Below are 16,300 nucleotides of genomic sequence, written 5' to 3' on the forward strand. Positions count from 1 at the left end.
ATTAATTTGTTTTTAGTGTATAAATAAAAAAGCACTGCATAAAAGCTTGCTTTGATGAAGGGCAAACTTTTGTACAGTGCGCGAATTTCTCTCTTTTACCGACCCGACGGAGGGATTGCAGCTTATTGTTCCTTGAAATAGGTCTCCAATACCTCTGTCAGTTCCTTTATTTTGGTGGTATAGGGTTCAGTATCATTACGATCCTTCAACTGAAGGTTTTCTAAAGCGAACTGATAGGCCACCATGGCTATAATTCTCTCTAGAGATACATTCAGATAATGCTCCCGATACGCATTGAGCCTGATATCTACCTGCTTGGCGGCTTCTCTTACCATTTCCTCGTCCTCACGGTTGATTGTGAGAGGGTAGGAGGCTCCTGCCATCTGCAGGTTTATCTTTATCTTATCGTTCATACATCCTCTTCTCTTTATTCATTCAACAAAGCGATGCATTTATCGACTTCACGCACTAATTTGGACAATCGCAGTTTCGTCTCTTTCACGTCGCTGCCGTTAAGGCTGATTGTCGTAGCTGTTTTTAGGTTCGTGTAGTTAAGTTCCAGTTCCCGGTATTCAGCTTGTACCTTCCCGTATTCCTCCTCTTTGGCTTCAAGAAGTTGCTTTAGCTCAGCATTTTCGCGTTTTAATTCATCGTGCAGATAGATTAAATGCCGCAGTCTGGCTTCAAAGGTACTTAATAGCTTCTTTTCTTCGTCTGTCATCACTACACCAAAATTGTACACAAAAATACAATTTACTTGGAGATTACAAAAACTTTTCGGAGAAAATGTGTTGTAGAAGTGCCGAAATAACCGAAATGGCCTATGAAAGCTTGGTTTCGGGGGATTGAAAAGGGGTGGACTGTTTATCAAAAGATAGGATATGTGGATAGGTGTGGGACTATTGGTTTTCTGCAAGGATTCTCTTCCTTTCTTTTCAAACGCTTAGTATTTCTGTTGCTAACTATTAATCGTCCGACAGTTGTTGAATTATCGTCCAACAACTGTCGGACGATAATTAGACATATGTCGGACGATAATAAAACGGTTATCGGACGATTAATAGTTAGTAAGGCAGGAATTACTTTTTGCTGTTTTCGGAACTACTGCTTGGGAATGATTGGAATAACCTACAGTAAAGGAGGATGCAAAGAAATAAATAAAATAATTTATATAATAGTTTGGTTTATAAAATAAACTAATTATATTTGCATTGGAGTTCGAACCTAAAAAGTGTTTTTATTAATATGTGTGTAACTTTAAAATGAAGTGTGATTATGAAAACAATGGGTTATAAAGGTATGGTAATCGTTCTTTTTAGTATGTTTGTAGTGGGTGTGTCGGCGCAGAGTGTTCTGACGCTGAAAGTGACGAATGTTCCTTCTGCCAAGGGGAAGCTGATGGCGGCTACCGACAAGGGGCAATATAATATGGTGGATGCCGCTGTGAGCGATGTCGTGCTGGAGCTGAAGGATGTGCCTGCGGGCAAGTGCAAGATTTACGTCTATCACGATGAAAACGGTAATTACCAGCTCGACAGAGAGGACGGAGTACCGATGGAGTATTGTGCCATTGTCGATTGGGAGGTAAAAGAAAATACGGAGACGGTGGTTGTGCCGTTGGTGGATGTCCGAAAGGGAATGAAGAAGTAATCATATGGTATAATTATGAAAGATAAAGAATTGAACGAGAAAGAGAGTTTGGAACTTATCGCTCGAATGATACGCAATACGCGTCGCAACCTGGATACGGGTAGCGGAAATAGTTTTTTAGTGTGGGGATATGTAGGTGTGTTGGTGACTTTGGCCGTATGGGCAGGTGTCACGTTTACGGGTAATCCTGTCTGGATGTGGGGATTCTGGGGGATTCCGGTTGTGGGGTATCTGTTGATGTTCCTCTTATTGCGTAAGCGGCAAAAACCTGTGAAGTTTTATCTTGACAAGATACTGGAGCGGGTGTGGGGGGTGTTCGGGATGGTATGTATGATGGGGGTGCTGGCGGCAACGGATGCCGGACGTTACGAAACTATTCTGCCTTTGTGTGCCATCTTCTTCTCGTTGGGCAGCATCATTACGGGCTGCATCATTCGCTATACTACGTTTTTTATCTTCCCGCTGTTTGGCTTTTTATGGGGGCTGAAGAATTTGTTGTATACTTGGGGAGAAGTGCCTTTCCTCTCATCCCTGCTTTGGTTTGTCGGTGTACTGGTATTTTCGCTGATTATTCCCGGGCATATACTGAATTATAAGGCGCGGAAAGAAAATCGAAACGGAGAGTGGGGTGAAGTATGATGACACGAAACAGTGCTTTAGACAAATTCCTGCTTTCCCGAAAGTTTATTGTGTGTATAATTGTTTTGCAATTTATTCTATTGCCGATTGCTACTAAAGGATTTCGGTGGGAGAACATCGGTGATCTGATAATTTATACCTTGAGCCATGCACTTATACAAGGGATGTATCCTTATGCGTGGACTTTTCAGATTGTTTCCCTTGTCATGCTGATGCTGCTTGTGCTTTGGCGCGTGACGATGTCGCGCTGGTTTATGTTTTATGTGGGAGGTTGCTATGTGCTGTATGCCATTGTACAGAATGTGGCAGTAACAGATAAATCTGGTTTCAGCATGGTGACGGTCAATGTGGTGATGATGCTCTTGGTTGCCCTGCTTTGGATGAGGGAAGCCTGGCGGGGGAGCAGCATGCTGACCTTCGGCAATCTGAACCGAAGGACAGCATGGCTGATACCCGTGGCACTCTTTTGCCTATGGTGGCCTATGGACATGATGCGTGGCGCAGAACCCGATTTCAGCCCGATACATCTGTTTGCCGGAGGCTCGGCGATGGCATTTTGTCCGATGACTCCGGTTTTTCTGGTCCTGCTTCTATTGAGTAAAGAAAATATTGATTTAACTTTGCTGCGGGTAACGGCGTTGGTGGGGTTTATCATTGGCTGTTATAACATGGGCAATTTTGCAACCGATGCAGGGTTTTATTTGGGATTGTATCACCTTCTTTTGGTAGGAATATCTCTCTATGCATTGTTGAAAAGTAAACGGAAGAATAAAATTTGATATGTTTAAAGAACTGAACCCTTTGCTTCACAGTGAACTGCGGCTTGCGGTGATGTCGTTGCTCATCAGTGTCGAGGAAGCGGATTTTGTCTATATCCGTCAACAAACGAAAGCTACGGCAGGAAACCTCAGTGTGCAGTTGGATAAGCTCAGCAAGGCGGGTTATGTGGAGATAACAAAAACTTTTAAAGGAAAAATGCCTTGTACACTTTGTAGGATTACTCCGCAGGGAGTGGATGCCTTTGAAGAATATATAGAGGCGTTGAAATCTTATCTGGTGGGAAAATTATGATTTTCCTGAGAATTTGATGGGATTGATGGAAAATGGCAGTGTCTGATTAAAAACAATGAATTGATATGAGAATCTTGGTTACTTATGCCGTACAAGGCGAATTTACTGAATTGAAATTTCCCGGACTGATAGGGGAGGAAGAGGTGCAGATTGGCTATCTCCGTACCGGCGTGGGAAAGGTGAAATCGGCTTTTTATCTTTCTGAAGCGATAAACCATGCGCAACCGGACTTGGTGGTCAATGTAGGTACGGCAGGGACTATCTGTCATCAGGTAGGAGATATTTTCGTATGCCGTCATTTTGTGGACCGTGATATGCAGAAGCTGGTGGAGCTTGGTATGGAGCATGAGATTGATTCAACGGATTTGTTGTCCCAAAAAGGATATTGTTTGCACTGGCCGGCAGGTGGTGTATGCAATACGGGGGATACTTTCCTGACAGAACTCTCGGATGTGTCCGGTGATGTTGTGGATATGGAAGCCTATGCCCAGGCTTTGGTATGTCGTGCCAAGAATGTTCCTTTCATTTCGGTGAAGTACGTGACGGACATTATCGGACAGAACTCCGTGAAACATTGGGAAAACAAGCTTGCCGATGCCCGGAAGGGGTTGGGAGAATTCTTCGAGAAGTTAGGAGGAGTTTAGCACATCATTTCAACGTCTTGAATGACAGTATATGCCAAGTCACCCCCACAGCGACAAGGAACAATGCTATCTTTATTTCTGTTAGTGGAATCAGGAAGAAGATGCAGTAAACCATTGTTCCCCACATCAGCAGTAGGGAGATGATTTTGGCACGTAGAGGGATGGCTTTGTTCTCGCGGAAGCTGCGGATGTAGGGACCGAGGCATTTGTGGTTCAGCAACCATTGGTACAGTCTGGGTGAGCCTCTGAAATAGAGTGCTGCCGTGAGCAGCAGGAAAGGCGTAGTGGGCAGCAACGGCAGGAAGATGCCGATGATGCCGAGTGTCAAAGAAACTGTTCCCAAAATGATGCAGACGGTTTTCATGCGGCAAATGTAGGAAAAATAATAATATAGATAATATGTATGCGAATAAAGTAAAGAAGGTTGTTGCCGTCCACGACTTGTCGGGAGTCGGACGGGTGTCTCTGACGGTGGTCATTCCCATTCTTTCGTCTATGGGTTTCCAGGTGTGTCCGTTGCCTACAGCCGTATTGTCGAGCCATACCCAGTATCCGGAATTCTCTTTTCTGGACCTGACGGATGAAATGCCGAAGATTATTTCCGAGTGGAAGAAGCTGGAAGTACAGTTTGATGCCTTTTATACCGGCTATCTGGGTTCTCCGCGGCAGATACATATTGTTTCTGACTTTATTGATGACTTCCGCCGACCGGACGGTCTGGTTGTGGTAGACCCGGTGTTGGGCGATAACGGACGGCTTTATGCGAACTTCCACGAGTCCATGATTGATGAAATGAAACATCTCATCACCAAGGCCGATGTCGTTACCCCCAATCTGACGGAGCTGTTCTATCTGCTGGGTATTCCTTATAAGGAGATGAATACGGATGAGGAATTGAAGTCATACCTTCGCCAGCTTTCCGATTGTGGTCCCGAAGTGGTGATTATTACCAGTGTGCCCGTACGGGATGATAAGCATAAGACGTCCGTGTATGCCTATAACCGGAACGGTAACCGCTACTGGAAGGTTACGTGTCCTTACCTGCCGGCCCATTATCCCGGAACAGGGGATACGTTTACCAGTGTTATCACCGGGGCACTGTTGCAAGGCGACAGTTTGCCCATTGCCCTGGACCGTGCCACGCAGTTCATTCTGCAAGGTATCCGTGCTACTTTCGGATACGAGTACGACAACCGTGAAGGTATACAGCTTGAAAAGGTGTTGCATAATCTCGACATGCCGATTCAAATCTGCAGCTATGAATTAATTTAAACCAATCTCATCTTATGAAAAAGAAAATATTCTTGGCAGTGTTTCTCTGTTGCGGCATGTTTGCAGCAATGGCGCAGACTGCTGCCGACTCTCTTGCCATCGTTTCTGCCGATTGGCAGACTGAGCCCCTGCAGAAAGGGATGCTTTATAAAAAGGCAGTATTCAGTTCTTTGTATGGAGTTCCTCAGGAAGTGTCTATTTTTGAAATATCCCCGAAGCGCTACCGTTTCGATGTGCTCGTCCACAATCCCAAGGAGGAGACCAGTATAGCCGCCCGGCATGCAGGTGCGGTGGCGGCCATCAATGGCTCCTATTTTGATATGAAAGCCGGAAATTCCGTCTGCTATCTGCGTAAGGACGGGGTGGTGATAGATACTACCTCTACTGGGGTTCTGGCAACAGTGTCCAATGGAGCTGTACTTATAAAGAAGGGCAGGCTGGAACTGATTCCCTGGAGCAAGCAGGAAGAAAAGGCATGTACTTTGAAAAAAGGCACTGTGCTGGCTTCCGGTCCTTTGATGCTGAAGGACGGGCAAGTGTGCGACTTGTCCGGGACTAACCGGAATTTTGTAGATACCAAGCATCCCCGCAGTGCTGTGGCGCTGACAAGAGAAGGAAAAATCCTGCTTATTGTCGTTGACGGACGTCGGAAGGGAAAAGCGGAAGGCATCAATATACCCGAGCTTGCCCATATGATTCGTGTATTGGGTGGGGAGGATGCGTTGAATCTGGACGGTGGCGGTTCTTCTACGCTGTGGAGTGGGGAGTTGCCGGATAAGGGAATAGCCAATACCCCGAGTGGCAGCGCAGAGCGTAAGGTTGCCAATTCTCTTTGTGTGTACGAATAAGTTAGGGAAGTGAATGGATAAATCTTAAGTTTTTTGTAATTTTGCCGTCGCATCGAGGTGACATTAGATGCGGCAACTTATTATATTAATTAGCGTATTAACAATATGTACACAGTCATCAAACGTATGGAAGTGTCGGCTGCCCATAGCCTGAAACTTTCTTATCGCAGTAAGTGTGAGAATCTGCACGGTCACAACTGGATTATCACTGTCTATTGCCGTTCCAAAGAGCTGAATGCGGACGGAATGGTAGTAGACTTCAGTCACATCAAGCAGGTGGTAAAGGAACAGCTGGACCACCATAATCTTAATGAAGTGCTGTCCTTCAATCCCACAGCCGAGAACATAGCCCGTTGGATATGCGACCAGATACCCACTTGCTTCAAGGTAGAGGTGCAGGAGTCGGAATCAAACATTGCCGTCTATGAGGAAGATTAATGAGATATTCTACAGTTTGCAGGGAGAAGGATACCATACGGGTACCCCGGCTGTCTTTATCCGTTTTTCCGGTTGCAACCTGAAGTGCCTCTTTTGTGATACGCAGCATGAGGACGGCATACTGATGTCCGATGAAGATATCGTAACAGAAGTTAGTAGATACCCTGCCGCTACCGTGATACTGACCGGTGGAGAACCCTCCCTTTGGATTGACCGTGAATTTGTGGATTGTCTGCACCAGGCGGGAAAGTATGTCTGCATTGAAACAAACGGTACCCGTCCGCTGCCGGATAATATAGATTGGGTGACCTGCTCTCCCAAGCAGGGGGTAAAGCTGGAAATTACGCGTATGAATGAAGTGAAGGTGGTGTATGAAGGGCAGGATATTACTGTTTATGAGCAGTTGCCCGCCGGGCATTTCTTTCTTCAGCCTTGCTCTTGCAGCAATACGGCCGAAACGGTGGATTGCGTGATGAAGCATCCTAAGTGGAGACTTAGTTTGCAGACACATAAGCTGATAGATATCCGGTAGGCATTTATAAAACGAATAATGGCTGTAAGCAATGCTTACAGCCATTATTCGTTCATGCACGGGAGGAGAGGCTCGAACTCCCGACACCCGGTTTTGGAGACCGGTGCTCTACCAACTGAGCTACTCCCGTGTTTGCGGCTGCAAAGGTAATGCAAACTTTCAAATATGCAAGTAACAGACGTACTTATTTTATAAAGAAAGTTGCTTACAACATCTGTAAGTCCTGATACATAATGCGATACGCTGCTGCTTTTTTTTCCAGTGCCAGCGGGTAGGCTCTTGAGGAAGAAGGCATCCGGTAGAGGCGCATCGGATGGTTTTCGAAAAGAAACTCCGTGAAGTCGCCTACTTTGGGCTTGTCGATGGAGAACTGCGTGCACAGCGTGTCCGTAGCCTTCTCGCCGGTGGTAACGATAGCCTTGCATTGCGGTATCCGGTGTAGCAGGGCAGGGACGTCCGTGGGTTGCACCACTTCCAGAAACTTATCCGAGGCGTTGTCCTGCAGGCGCCGTATGGCAGAGGCTGTGTCGAACAAGGCAATACCCTTTTCCTGCAGGAAACTGATGAGGCGTTCTTTGCAGAAAGCCTTCTTCGTCTTGTCTACAAAATAATCCTTGTCATTGAAGAAAAGGAACCCGGTAATCCTCCACATGTCATTGTTCCAGTTGGGGTAGTAAAACTCCATGGACCACCGCTTTTTCTGCGGAGGAAAGCTTCCCAGCATCAGCAGACGGGCGTTACCGGGAAGGAAGGGTTCTAAAGGGTGTTGTTCTATTTCCATACTTTCCAATTTCATTGTTCTGCCTGCAAAAGTACGGAATATATCTTGGATATGCTATCCTGCAATGTCCTGATTGCTCATTCTGTCGGTGATTTGGAAGGGGAAATCAGGATATTCGTAGAGGCTGAACCGGGATTCTGTCTTGCCTTCCGTATAGTTCCAGATGGTGGCATATTCTTCGGCGTCTTCTCCCATGGCCTGCAGTTGGCGGAGGTAGGAGGCTATGGACTTGTTCTCTACGATATATATTTGTCCCAGCCGGTCTATTATAGGGCTGTGGCGCCGGGTGCTGTCATGGTCGAAACGCAGGATGCGCTTGCCTTCGGAAGTGATGCCTACCATGTTGAAGGTCATGCTCTTGCCGATGGCGGGCAGGTTGAGCACATTGCGGTCGGTGGCGAGGAAAGGCAGGTGGTGCGTTTTCAGGAAACGCCGGATGCAGGCTGCCGGGTCATGGACGGTTCCAAGCAGTACGGACAGATTATGGGCATCTTCCTTGGTCAGCTTTCCGAAGCGCTTTTCTTCCCATTGCTCTTGTACGGAACGGCTGTTGGGGGTAAACACGGCATTGTTTTCTTCAAAACCTTTCACGGAGAAGGTGTAGTAGCAAACCACTCCCAACTGATTGAGCACTTGGCGCAGGCGGGTGGTATGCCCCCGGCGGGATGCAGCTACGTTGTATACCAGTTGGTTGTCAATGAGCCAGCCTGCCGCCAGCAGTTTGCGTATTCCTTCGGCAGCTTCCGGAGTGACTTCGAGCGGGGTTTGGAAATGTGTCTGGATAATGAACTGGCGGATGCCGATGGTAGACGCCTTTTCCTTGAATTCCCTTAGAATCTCCACCAGCCCGTCATTGATGCGCATGGGCAGGTAGGCGGGGAGGCGTGAGCCGAGGCGTACACGTTGCAGCTCTGCATACTTTTCTCCTTCGGGCCGTTCCTGATTGGCTTTCCGCTTGCGGACTGCCATGCGGTAGACGGCGTCCAGAATATTGCCCAGCGTCTTGTTTTGGCTCATCAGTGCGTCACCGCCGGTGATGAGAATGTCCCGCAGTTGCGTGTCTTCCTCAAAATAGGCCATCAGCCGACGCAGCTTCTTTTCCCATGTTTCCTTGGGACGCAGGGTGTCAAACTCAAAATTGAGCCGTTTGCTTTGAAAGTCGTACATACGCTGACAAGATGCGCAGAGTCCTCCGCAGGCGCGTCCCATGGTGTCGGGGATGAGGATGGCCACTTCCGGATAACGGCGGTGGATGTTATGCCCGTCGGGCAGCAGCCAGCCGGCGGCATTGGGTTTACCTGGTTCTACGATATCCTCCCGTTCCCAGGCACGTATCTGTCCGTAGGTTTCCACCAGTTGGGGTGAATAGAGTATATAGCTGCGCAGGGCCTCGTCGTCGTATCCGCTGCCGGTGCAGTTCAGCAGTGACAGATAATAGGGGGTGGCGAAGAAAGGCATTCCCTTCTTGCGGGCTTTTGAGAGCAGGTACATGGTTTCGGCAGAAAGGGAGTTGCCGAGAAGACGGTTTAGCTCCGTAGGGCTTTTGACGGCCATGGCAAGATGGAAACGGAAGTCATTCCACCATTCGCTGACGAGGTTGAACTTCTCCTCGTAGCTGAGTCCCTCTTCGAAATGGAAGCGGGAAGCCGGGTTCTTGCGGTGCTCAATCTTCTGCACCAGTGCATGCAGGATGCGTTCCTTGTTCTTTGCACGGATATGCTGCACGTCTTCATCCAGTCCGCTGGGCCAGCGTTCGGTCAGGGTTTTGATTTTCTGTGCGGAGGGCAGGGTGGGGGCTGGCTGGTGGAGGCGTTTGAACTGCTGGAACAAGTCGATGAACAGGTCCGTTTCCGTTTCCTCTTCCCATTGTCCCGTGAGGAAGGAATGCAGCATTGATAAAGTTGCTATGGGCAGCTGTTCTCCGATGGAGAGCTCGTGTACTTCCTGCCCGTCAAATTCAATCAAGAGTCGAATTTGCTTACCGGCCTCGCTGTCCACTTCCGGATGTCCGGCAATGTACTCCGTCAGGTTGGCCTTGAAGGCTTCCGCATCGTCGCTTTGAACGGCGATGCTGACCAATTCAGGGAGTTCGTGCCGATAAAGTTGTTCCAGTTGTGATAGAGTGAGTGCAAGCATTTTCTTTTGTTTCATAAGCGGTTGTTTTTTTGAAGTTAATATTTATGATGGTTGACGCGGGGTGCGTCCTTGTGTTCCGTGAGGGGAAAATGATTTCATTTGCTAAAAATAACAAAAAAAAGCGGGAAATTTCTTTCCCGCCTTCTTGTTTCTAAAGTTCTTTAGAATTCTTTTTCTTTTATTTTTCTTCGTTGGCTTTCTGTTTCGGTTCCTTTTTGGCCAGCATCACTACGTTGTAAACGTACTCGGTCATCCATTGTTCCGAATATCCCAGACGCTCTTTGTACTGGCGTACTGCCGCTGCCGTCTTGTGTACATCGTCCTTTTTCCATACGGTTTTTGTACAGACGTCGTGTACGGTTTTTTCGGTCATGCTGCGCAGTGCTCCCTTGAAGATGGAAGGCATGCGGAATTTCCACTGCATCAGGTTTCCCATCAGCATCATCAAGTCATTGGAGAATCCTTGATACATAAAGAGATAACCTTGTACGTCGTTCTGCGTACGGCAGTGCTTCTTGACGGAAGTATCAATTTCCTTGAAGAAGTTTTCACTGATGCCGTAGTCCTGCATCAGCATCTTGCGCGAAGCGGCCTTTTCCGCTTGTCCCAGGCGGCCTCCCTGCGTGGGGATTTTGAACAGACGCTTGAAGTTGGCTACATCCGGCACAAAGCGGATATTGGTGATGCCCAGGTTGGCGGCTATTACAGACTGGAAGTAGACGCGTGTCAGTGACACGAAGTCTTCCACATTCTTCGAAGATACTTCTCCGGTATTCTTGTTGAATAGTTTGGCAAATAAACTCATATCAAATTACGAATTACTGATTACAAATTACAAGACCGCAGGTCATCCGGCGGTTCCGGCTGCAAAAGTACGAAATAAGTTGGTTATCACCAGCACTCTATGTCTTTTTCTACCTCTTTCAGGCGGTTCTTGGTGAAAACGGGGTCTTTGATACCGGCGCTTTTCTGTGCGCGGTAGTCTTCAAGCAGCCTGAAAGCGTATTTTCCGAGCAGGCTGATGGCGATAAGATTGCAGAGCACCATGAGTCCCATAGTGACGTCGGCAAGGCTCCATGCCAGGTCGAAGGTGGCAACAGCACCGAACATGACCATGCCGCCCACCAGTATACGGTAGATGTTGAGCACCCATTTACGGTGGGTAAGGTAGCGCACATTGGCTTCTCCGTAATAATAATTTCCCAGAATGCTGCTGAATGCGAAGAAGAACAAGGCTACCGCAACGAAGATGGCTCCCAAAGGTCCTATCTCGTTGGTCAGCGCATGCTGGGTAAGCTGTACGCCGTTTGTGGAACCATCCAGTGGAGCACCGCTGAACAGAATGATGAAAGCGGTGCAGGTACATATAATCAGCGTATCGGTAAATACTCCCAGCGTCTGAATCAAGCCTTGCTTCACGGGGTGGCTGACGTGTGCGGTTGCCGCCACATTGGGGGCGGACCCCATACCGGCCTCGTTGCTGAACAGCCCGCGTTTGATGCCCTGCATCAGCGCCATGCCGACACCCCCTCCCAAAGCCTGCTCCCATCCGAAGGCGTGGCCGACAATGAGTGCCAGGACTCCCGGCAGCTCTTTGATGTTCAACAGAACGATGATAAGTGCCAGTGCAATGTATCCCAACGCCATGATGGGGACGATGATGCTGCTGACTTTGGCTATGCGCTGTACGCCTCCAAAGATGATTGTCAGCGTGAGTGCGGTGATGATGCCTCCCACAACGGCATGGTCGAACCCGAAAGCGCCTTCGAAAGCGGCACACAGTGTATTGCTCTGTACCGAGTTGAATGCAAATCCGAAGGTAATGGTGATAAGTACGGCAAACAGTGCCCCCATCCACGGCTGTTTCAGTCCCTTACGCATATAGTAGGCCGGGCCGCCGATAAAGGAGTCTTTGCCCTTTATCTTATACAATTGGGCCAGTGTAGATTCTACAAACGAGCTGGAAGCACCCAGGAGGGCAATCACCCACATCCAGAATACAGCGCCCGGACCGCCTACTGCAATGGCGGTGGCAACCCCTGCAAGATTGCCCGTACCTACACGGCTGGCAATGGAGATGGCAAATGCCTGGAACGATGAGATATGCTTTTCCTTGGCATCGCCTTTCCCGCCCGAGTCGCCCAGCAGACGTACCATTTCCTTTATCATCCGGAACTGTACAAAGCGGGTTCTCAGCGTAAACCATACGGCGCATCCCAACAGCAGGGCAACGAGGATGTAGGTCCAGAGCAGGTCGTTTATCAGATTTATTATTCCCATAATGTATATGTACAGTTATCTATTTGTAGTAAAAAAAACTCACACAAAACAAGTGCTACCCTCTGTCGTTACTTTAGGCTGCTTCTGTCGTTATTCAAGGCTACCTCTGTCGTTAACTGAGATAGATTTCTTGCAAGTCGGTGATAATCAACGTGGTATGAGCTCGTGTACTGCGATTTGTACCATGGACAAATCTGGACAAACCTGACGGAATCTCCTTGCCTATTTCAGCTTGAAGTGAAATTTGTGTCCTTCAAACACCGGTTCCACTATGTCATAACGAACAAACTTTGCCAGCAGATGTTCGGCGGCGCGTCGGGAAAGATGCGCCAGGCGGCAGTAACGGTTCAGTGAAAGGCGGTCGTTCTCTTCCAGCAGATTGAGCAACAGCTGTTCCCGTTCGGTATATTCTATCAGTTCTCCTTTCGGACTTCCGCTTTGCTGCCAGACGCGCAGATGGACGGGAGTAGCCAGGATGTTCTCATCCTTGATGCGGAGATAGGCCAAGTATTTTCCCGTTTCGTCCTTGGCATATACCGGCTTCCGGTCACTTTCCTCGATTTGTACCACCAGCACACTACGGCCTTCCACCTGATAGGTCTGCATGGTATAGTTCACCTCGGGGCTGCAATAAAGTCCGGCAGCCGCTTCTATCATATATTGTTCTTCGTCCGAACGGACACCGGCAATTTTCCCGTTATCTTTCACTCCGATGAGCAGTTTTCCACCGTCTGTATTGGCAAAGGCTGAAAGGGTTTTGGCTATCTTGCGGGCGTCGGATATTTCGAACTTGAAATCCTGCTGTTGGTGCTCTCCTTCGGCTATGAGAGCGTGTATATATTCGGTGTCAGTAAGCGTTTTCATGCTTGCAAAAGTAGATAAAAAATGCGTAAGAGCCCCTTTTTGCGGCGATTTTACCGAATATTTCAAAAAAAATATCGTTTTTCTGCATTTATTTCAAGAAAGAATGTATTTTTGCCAGACATTATTAACGAAGTAATTTAAAAAGGATTATGAAAGAATTAGTTGAAAAAGTAGCTGCATTGTATGCAGACTTCTCAAAAGATGCAAACGCTCAGTTGGAAAACGGTAACAAGGCAGCAGGAACTCGCGCTCGTAAGGCTTCTTTGGAAATCGAAAAAGCTATGAAGGAATTCCGCAAAGCATCTTTGGAAGCTTCTAAGAAGTAAGAAAAAAAGCATATTTGATGCTGCGAAAGACTGCCACTACTGGCGGTCTTTTTTGTTTTTGAAAAGTATTATTGCTACTTTTGACGCAGGTATTATGGATGAAAACGTTCTCAATAAACTGAAGATACTGGCAGAGTCGGCAAAGTATGACGTCTCTTGCTCCTCCAGTGGTACGGTGCGCTCCGGCAAGGCAGGCATGCTGGGGAACACTGTGGGTGGCTGGGGCATCTGCCATAGTTTTGCCGAGGACGGCCGTTGTATCTCCCTGCTCAAAGTGATGCTTACCAATTATTGCATCTACGACTGCGCCTACTGCATCAACCGCCGCAGCAACGACCTGCCGCGTGCCACGCTGTCGGTGACCGAGCTTGTAGACCTCACCATGGAGTTCTATCGCCGCAACTATATCGAAGGGCTTTTCCTGAGCAGTGGGGTGGTGCGTAATCCCGATTACACGATGGAACGTCTGGTGCGCGTTGCCAAGGACCTCCGCACTATCCATCGTTTCAACGGATATATCCATCTGAAAAGCATTCCCGGTGCCAGCCGCGAACTGGTGAACGAGGCGGGGCTTTATGCCGACCGTCTCAGCGTCAATGTAGAAATACCGAAAGAGGAGAATCTGAAACTGCTTGCGCCGGAGAAAGACCATAAGAGTGTATATGCGCCGATGCGCTACATCCAGCAAGGGGTGCTGGAAAGTTCGGAAGAACGCAAGAAACACCGCCACGCTCCCCGTTTCGCTCCTGCCGGACAAAGCACACAGATGATAGTAGGCGCTACCGCCGAGACGGACAAGGATATTCTGTATCTTTCGTCAGCTCTCTACAAGGGACCTACGATGCGGCGTGTCTACTATTCGGGCTATATTTCCGTCAATACCTACGATAAGCGCCTGCCGGCATTGAAACAGCCCCCTTTGGTGCGTGAAAACCGCCTTTACCAAGCCGATTGGCTGATGCGCTTCTATCAGTTCAAGGTGGAGGAAATAGTGGATGATGCCTATCCTGACCTTGATTTGGAGGTTGACCCCAAGCTGTCCTGGGCTTTGCGCCATCCCGAGCAGTTTCCGATTGATGTGAACAAGGCGGATTATGAGATGTTGCTCCGCGTGCCGGGCATCGGCGTGAAGTCGGCACGGCTGATAGTGGCTTCCCGGCGTTTCTCCAAGATAGGTTTCTACCAGTTGAAGAAGATAGGGGTGGTGATGAAGAAGGCGCAGTATTTCATTACCTGCTGTGAGTTGCCTATGCACACGGTCAACGAACTGACCCCGCAGGGGGTACGCAGTCTGCTGCTGCCCAAGCCTAACCGTAAGAAGGTGGATGAGAGACAGTTGGTACTTAATTTTGAGGAATGAATATTTTCCTGTATGACCATACGTTTGAAGGATTGCTGACTTCCGTGTTCGAAGCCTATTCCCGCCGTACCTTTCCCGATGCGCTGCTTTTGGAAGGAGAGCCGCTTCCTTTGTTCTACGACGGGCTGTTTACCGTGGTGACCGATGAGGAGAAGGCTGGTCGTGTCTGGCGGGGATTGCAGAAGAAGCTGTCGTCTACGGCACTTGCTTGTCTGGCCCAGTGCTGGCTGGCCGAGGAGCCGGAAACTCCCATGCTCCTTTTCCGCTATATCCGCAAGGCAATAGATGCTCCTCGTTCCATTGAAACAAACTTTGCCGACCCTGATGTGCTGGAGTTCTCCCGTATGTGGAAGCGGGTGGATTGGGAGCGTATACGCCTGCTTCAGTTTGTCCGTTTCCAGAAAGCTGCGGACGGTACTTTCTTTGCGGCTGTCAAGCCCGAAAAGAATGCCCTTCCTTTGGTGACGGGGCATTTCAAGGACCGTTTTGCCGACCAGCGTTGGCTGATTTATGACATCAGGCGAGCCTATGGGTACTATTACGACTTGAAGGAGGTGCGCCAGGTGACTTTTGGTGAGGACAGTCGCGAAGGACATCTTGTCACCGGCATGCTCGACGAAAGTCTGATGGACGGAGACGAACAGCTTTTCCAGTCTCTCTGGAAAACCTATTTCAAGGCAATCTGCATCAAGGAACGCCTCAATCCCCGGAAGCACAAGCAGGACATGCCCGTGCGCTATTGGAAATATCTGACGGAAAAACAGCAGTGATTCCCTTTATTCGATTTTCTCCACTGTCACTTCGGGAAATTCCTGCATCAGTTGCAGCAAATATCCCTCATCATAGCTTTTCTTGGATTTGATGACCATGGTCACTTGATAGTTGGTGTACTCTCCCTGCACTTGCCGGTCCAGGTTGTAGGACACCACCAGATAGTCTTTGGAGTTGAATCGCCGGGACACTTGCGGCAGTATCTCTTTGCTGGAAGTGGAAAAGGTTATCACGGAACTTTTCATGCCAATGCTTTTGAAAATAAGGCTCAACAGTTCGAGCCCTGCCAGAGTCAGCAGGGTGGCGGCAATGCTGATGGTGTACATTCCTGCACCTACTGCCAATCCGATGCCTGCAGTAGCCCATATTCCTGCGGCTGTTGTCAGTCCCCTGACTATCTGTTTCTGGAAAATGATGGTACCCGCACCGATGAATCCGATACCGCTGACTACTTGTGCGGCAACACGGCTGGAGTCCAGCGTCACACTGCTTTCCTTGATGATTTCCTGAAAACCATATTGGGATACAATCATGATGAGCGCGCTTCCCAATGATACCAGGAAATGGGTGCGGTAGCCTGCTTCTTTGGCACGGTATTCCCGGTCCAGTCCGATAATGGCACCCAATATTCCGGCTACCAGCAACCTGAGCACAAAATCAAAGTTTAACATCATCATCGTATCCTCTC

At 48.5% G+C, this 16,300-nt stretch carries 21 protein-coding genes and 1 tRNA gene; 12 read left to right on the plus strand and 10 right to left on the minus strand.

Annotated elements, in window-relative coordinates; all coding sequences use genetic code 11:
* Positions 1 to 122: 122 nt before the first annotated feature.
* Together DW039_RS09065 and DW039_RS09070 are read right to left on the minus strand one after the other, a co-directional pair.
* Positions 123 to 413 (minus strand): cell division protein ZapA, encoded by a 291-nt coding sequence (locus DW039_RS09065; protein WP_008663838.1) that lies wholly within the window; start codon positions 411 to 413, stop codon positions 123 to 125.
* A 14-nt stretch (positions 414 to 427) separates the two neighbouring features.
* A complete protein-coding gene (locus DW039_RS09070; protein ID WP_008663836.1) occupies positions 428 to 721 on the minus strand; it encodes a hypothetical protein in 294 nt (97 codons plus the stop codon).
* A 554-nt stretch (positions 722 to 1,275) separates the two neighbouring features.
* On the opposite strand from DW039_RS09070, the gene DW039_RS09080 reads away from it, so the two are divergent.
* From DW039_RS09080 to DW039_RS09100, 5 genes are all read left to right on the plus strand, one after another.
* Complete coding sequence (locus DW039_RS09080; protein WP_008663834.1) at positions 1,276 to 1,650, plus strand: DUF2141 domain-containing protein; 375 nt, start codon at positions 1,276 to 1,278, stop codon at positions 1,648 to 1,650.
* A 15-nt stretch (positions 1,651 to 1,665) separates the two neighbouring features.
* A complete protein-coding gene (locus tag DW039_RS09085; protein WP_008663832.1) occupies positions 1,666 to 2,289 on the plus strand; it encodes a hypothetical protein in 624 nt (207 codons plus the stop codon).
* Positions 2,286 to 3,068: a hypothetical protein gene (locus DW039_RS09090; protein ID WP_008663830.1), complete on the plus strand. Its 783-nt coding sequence runs from the start codon at positions 2,286 to 2,288 to the stop codon at positions 3,066 to 3,068. Before DW039_RS09085 ends, DW039_RS09090 begins: the two co-directional genes overlap by 4 nt.
* A gap of 1 nt (position 3,069) precedes the next feature.
* Complete coding sequence (locus tag DW039_RS09095) at positions 3,070 to 3,360, plus strand: transcriptional regulator (protein WP_005835827.1); 291 nt, start codon at positions 3,070 to 3,072, stop codon at positions 3,358 to 3,360.
* Positions 3,361 to 3,425: 65 nt separating this feature from the next.
* On the plus strand, positions 3,426 to 4,004 hold the full coding sequence (locus DW039_RS09100; protein ID WP_008663826.1) for an MTA/SAH nucleosidase: 579 nt from the start codon (positions 3,426 to 3,428) through the stop codon (positions 4,002 to 4,004).
* A gap of 4 nt (positions 4,005 to 4,008) precedes the next feature.
* Here the strand turns inward: DW039_RS09100 and DW039_RS09105 are convergent, their stop codons facing one another.
* Entirely contained in the window at positions 4,009 to 4,368 is a 360-nt protein-coding gene (locus tag DW039_RS09105) for a YbaN family protein (RefSeq protein ID WP_008663825.1), read from the minus strand.
* A 35-nt stretch (positions 4,369 to 4,403) separates the two neighbouring features.
* Here DW039_RS09105 and DW039_RS09110 point away from each other — a divergent pair, with 35 nt between their 5' ends.
* The 4 genes from DW039_RS09110 (at position 4,404) to DW039_RS09125 (ending at position 7,094) form a co-directional block, all read left to right on the plus strand.
* Positions 4,404 to 5,276, plus strand: coding sequence for a pyridoxamine kinase (locus DW039_RS09110; RefSeq protein ID WP_005826422.1), 873 nt, complete (start codon positions 4,404 to 4,406; stop codon positions 5,274 to 5,276).
* Between the two features lie 14 nt (positions 5,277 to 5,290).
* Complete coding sequence (locus DW039_RS09115) at positions 5,291 to 6,124, plus strand: phosphodiester glycosidase family protein (RefSeq protein WP_008663824.1); 834 nt, start codon at positions 5,291 to 5,293, stop codon at positions 6,122 to 6,124.
* A 105-nt stretch (positions 6,125 to 6,229) separates the two neighbouring features.
* The gene (queD, locus tag DW039_RS09120; protein WP_005826426.1) at positions 6,230 to 6,562 is read left to right on the plus strand and encodes a 6-carboxytetrahydropterin synthase QueD; all 333 of its coding nucleotides are present in this window, start codon (positions 6,230 to 6,232) and stop codon (positions 6,560 to 6,562) included.
* Entirely contained in the window at positions 6,549 to 7,094 is a 546-nt protein-coding gene (locus tag DW039_RS09125; protein WP_008663823.1) for a radical SAM protein, read from the plus strand. The genes queD and DW039_RS09125 overlap by 14 nt, the downstream gene beginning before the upstream one ends.
* Before the next feature lie 57 nt (positions 7,095 to 7,151).
* Here DW039_RS09125 and DW039_RS09130 read toward each other — a convergent pair.
* The 6 genes from DW039_RS09130 to DW039_RS09155 form a co-directional block, all read right to left on the minus strand.
* A tRNA-Trp gene (locus DW039_RS09130) sits at positions 7,152 to 7,224 on the minus strand.
* A gap of 75 nt (positions 7,225 to 7,299) precedes the next feature.
* The gene (locus DW039_RS09135) at positions 7,300 to 7,875 is read right to left on the minus strand and encodes a uracil-DNA glycosylase family protein (RefSeq protein WP_016273281.1); all 576 of its coding nucleotides are present in this window, start codon (positions 7,873 to 7,875) and stop codon (positions 7,300 to 7,302) included.
* A gap of 54 nt (positions 7,876 to 7,929) precedes the next feature.
* The gene (locus tag DW039_RS09140; RefSeq protein WP_008663822.1) at positions 7,930 to 10,026 is read right to left on the minus strand and encodes a KamA family radical SAM protein; all 2,097 of its coding nucleotides are present in this window, start codon (positions 10,024 to 10,026) and stop codon (positions 7,930 to 7,932) included.
* A 163-nt stretch (positions 10,027 to 10,189) separates the two neighbouring features.
* Complete coding sequence (locus DW039_RS09145; protein WP_005826441.1) at positions 10,190 to 10,816, minus strand: hypothetical protein; 627 nt, start codon at positions 10,814 to 10,816, stop codon at positions 10,190 to 10,192.
* Positions 10,817 to 10,902: 86 nt separating this feature from the next.
* Positions 10,903 to 12,291 carry a sodium:alanine symporter family protein gene (locus tag DW039_RS09150; RefSeq protein WP_120381875.1) on the minus strand — a complete coding sequence of 463 codons (1,389 nt, stop codon included), beginning with the start codon at positions 12,289 to 12,291 and terminating at the stop codon, positions 10,903 to 10,905.
* 222 nt (positions 12,292 to 12,513) lie between these two features.
* Complete coding sequence (locus DW039_RS09155) at positions 12,514 to 13,155, minus strand: helix-turn-helix domain-containing protein (RefSeq protein ID WP_005826445.1); 642 nt, start codon at positions 13,153 to 13,155, stop codon at positions 12,514 to 12,516.
* Between the two features lie 149 nt (positions 13,156 to 13,304).
* Here DW039_RS09155 and DW039_RS09160 point away from each other — a divergent pair, with 149 nt between their 5' ends.
* From DW039_RS09160 to DW039_RS09170, 3 genes are all read left to right on the plus strand, one after another.
* Complete coding sequence (locus DW039_RS09160) at positions 13,305 to 13,481, plus strand: histone H1 (protein WP_005826447.1); 177 nt, start codon at positions 13,305 to 13,307, stop codon at positions 13,479 to 13,481.
* A 94-nt stretch (positions 13,482 to 13,575) separates the two neighbouring features.
* Entirely contained in the window at positions 13,576 to 14,841 is a 1,266-nt protein-coding gene (locus tag DW039_RS09165; protein ID WP_117703729.1) for a putative DNA modification/repair radical SAM protein, read from the plus strand.
* Entirely contained in the window at positions 14,838 to 15,611 is a 774-nt protein-coding gene (locus DW039_RS09170) for a TIGR03915 family putative DNA repair protein (RefSeq protein ID WP_120381876.1), read from the plus strand. Before DW039_RS09165 ends, DW039_RS09170 begins: the two co-directional genes overlap by 4 nt.
* Before the next feature lie 6 nt (positions 15,612 to 15,617).
* Here the strand turns inward: DW039_RS09170 and DW039_RS09175 are convergent, their stop codons facing one another.
* A complete protein-coding gene (locus DW039_RS09175; protein ID WP_120381883.1) occupies positions 15,618 to 16,286 on the minus strand; it encodes an MgtC/SapB family protein in 669 nt (222 codons plus the stop codon).
* Positions 16,287 to 16,300 lie beyond the last annotated feature (14 nt).

This window comes from Bacteroides sp. AF39-16AC, from assembly GCF_003602735.1.
GTDB classification, from domain to species: domain Bacteria; phylum Bacteroidota; class Bacteroidia; order Bacteroidales; family Bacteroidaceae; genus Bacteroides; species Bacteroides uniformis.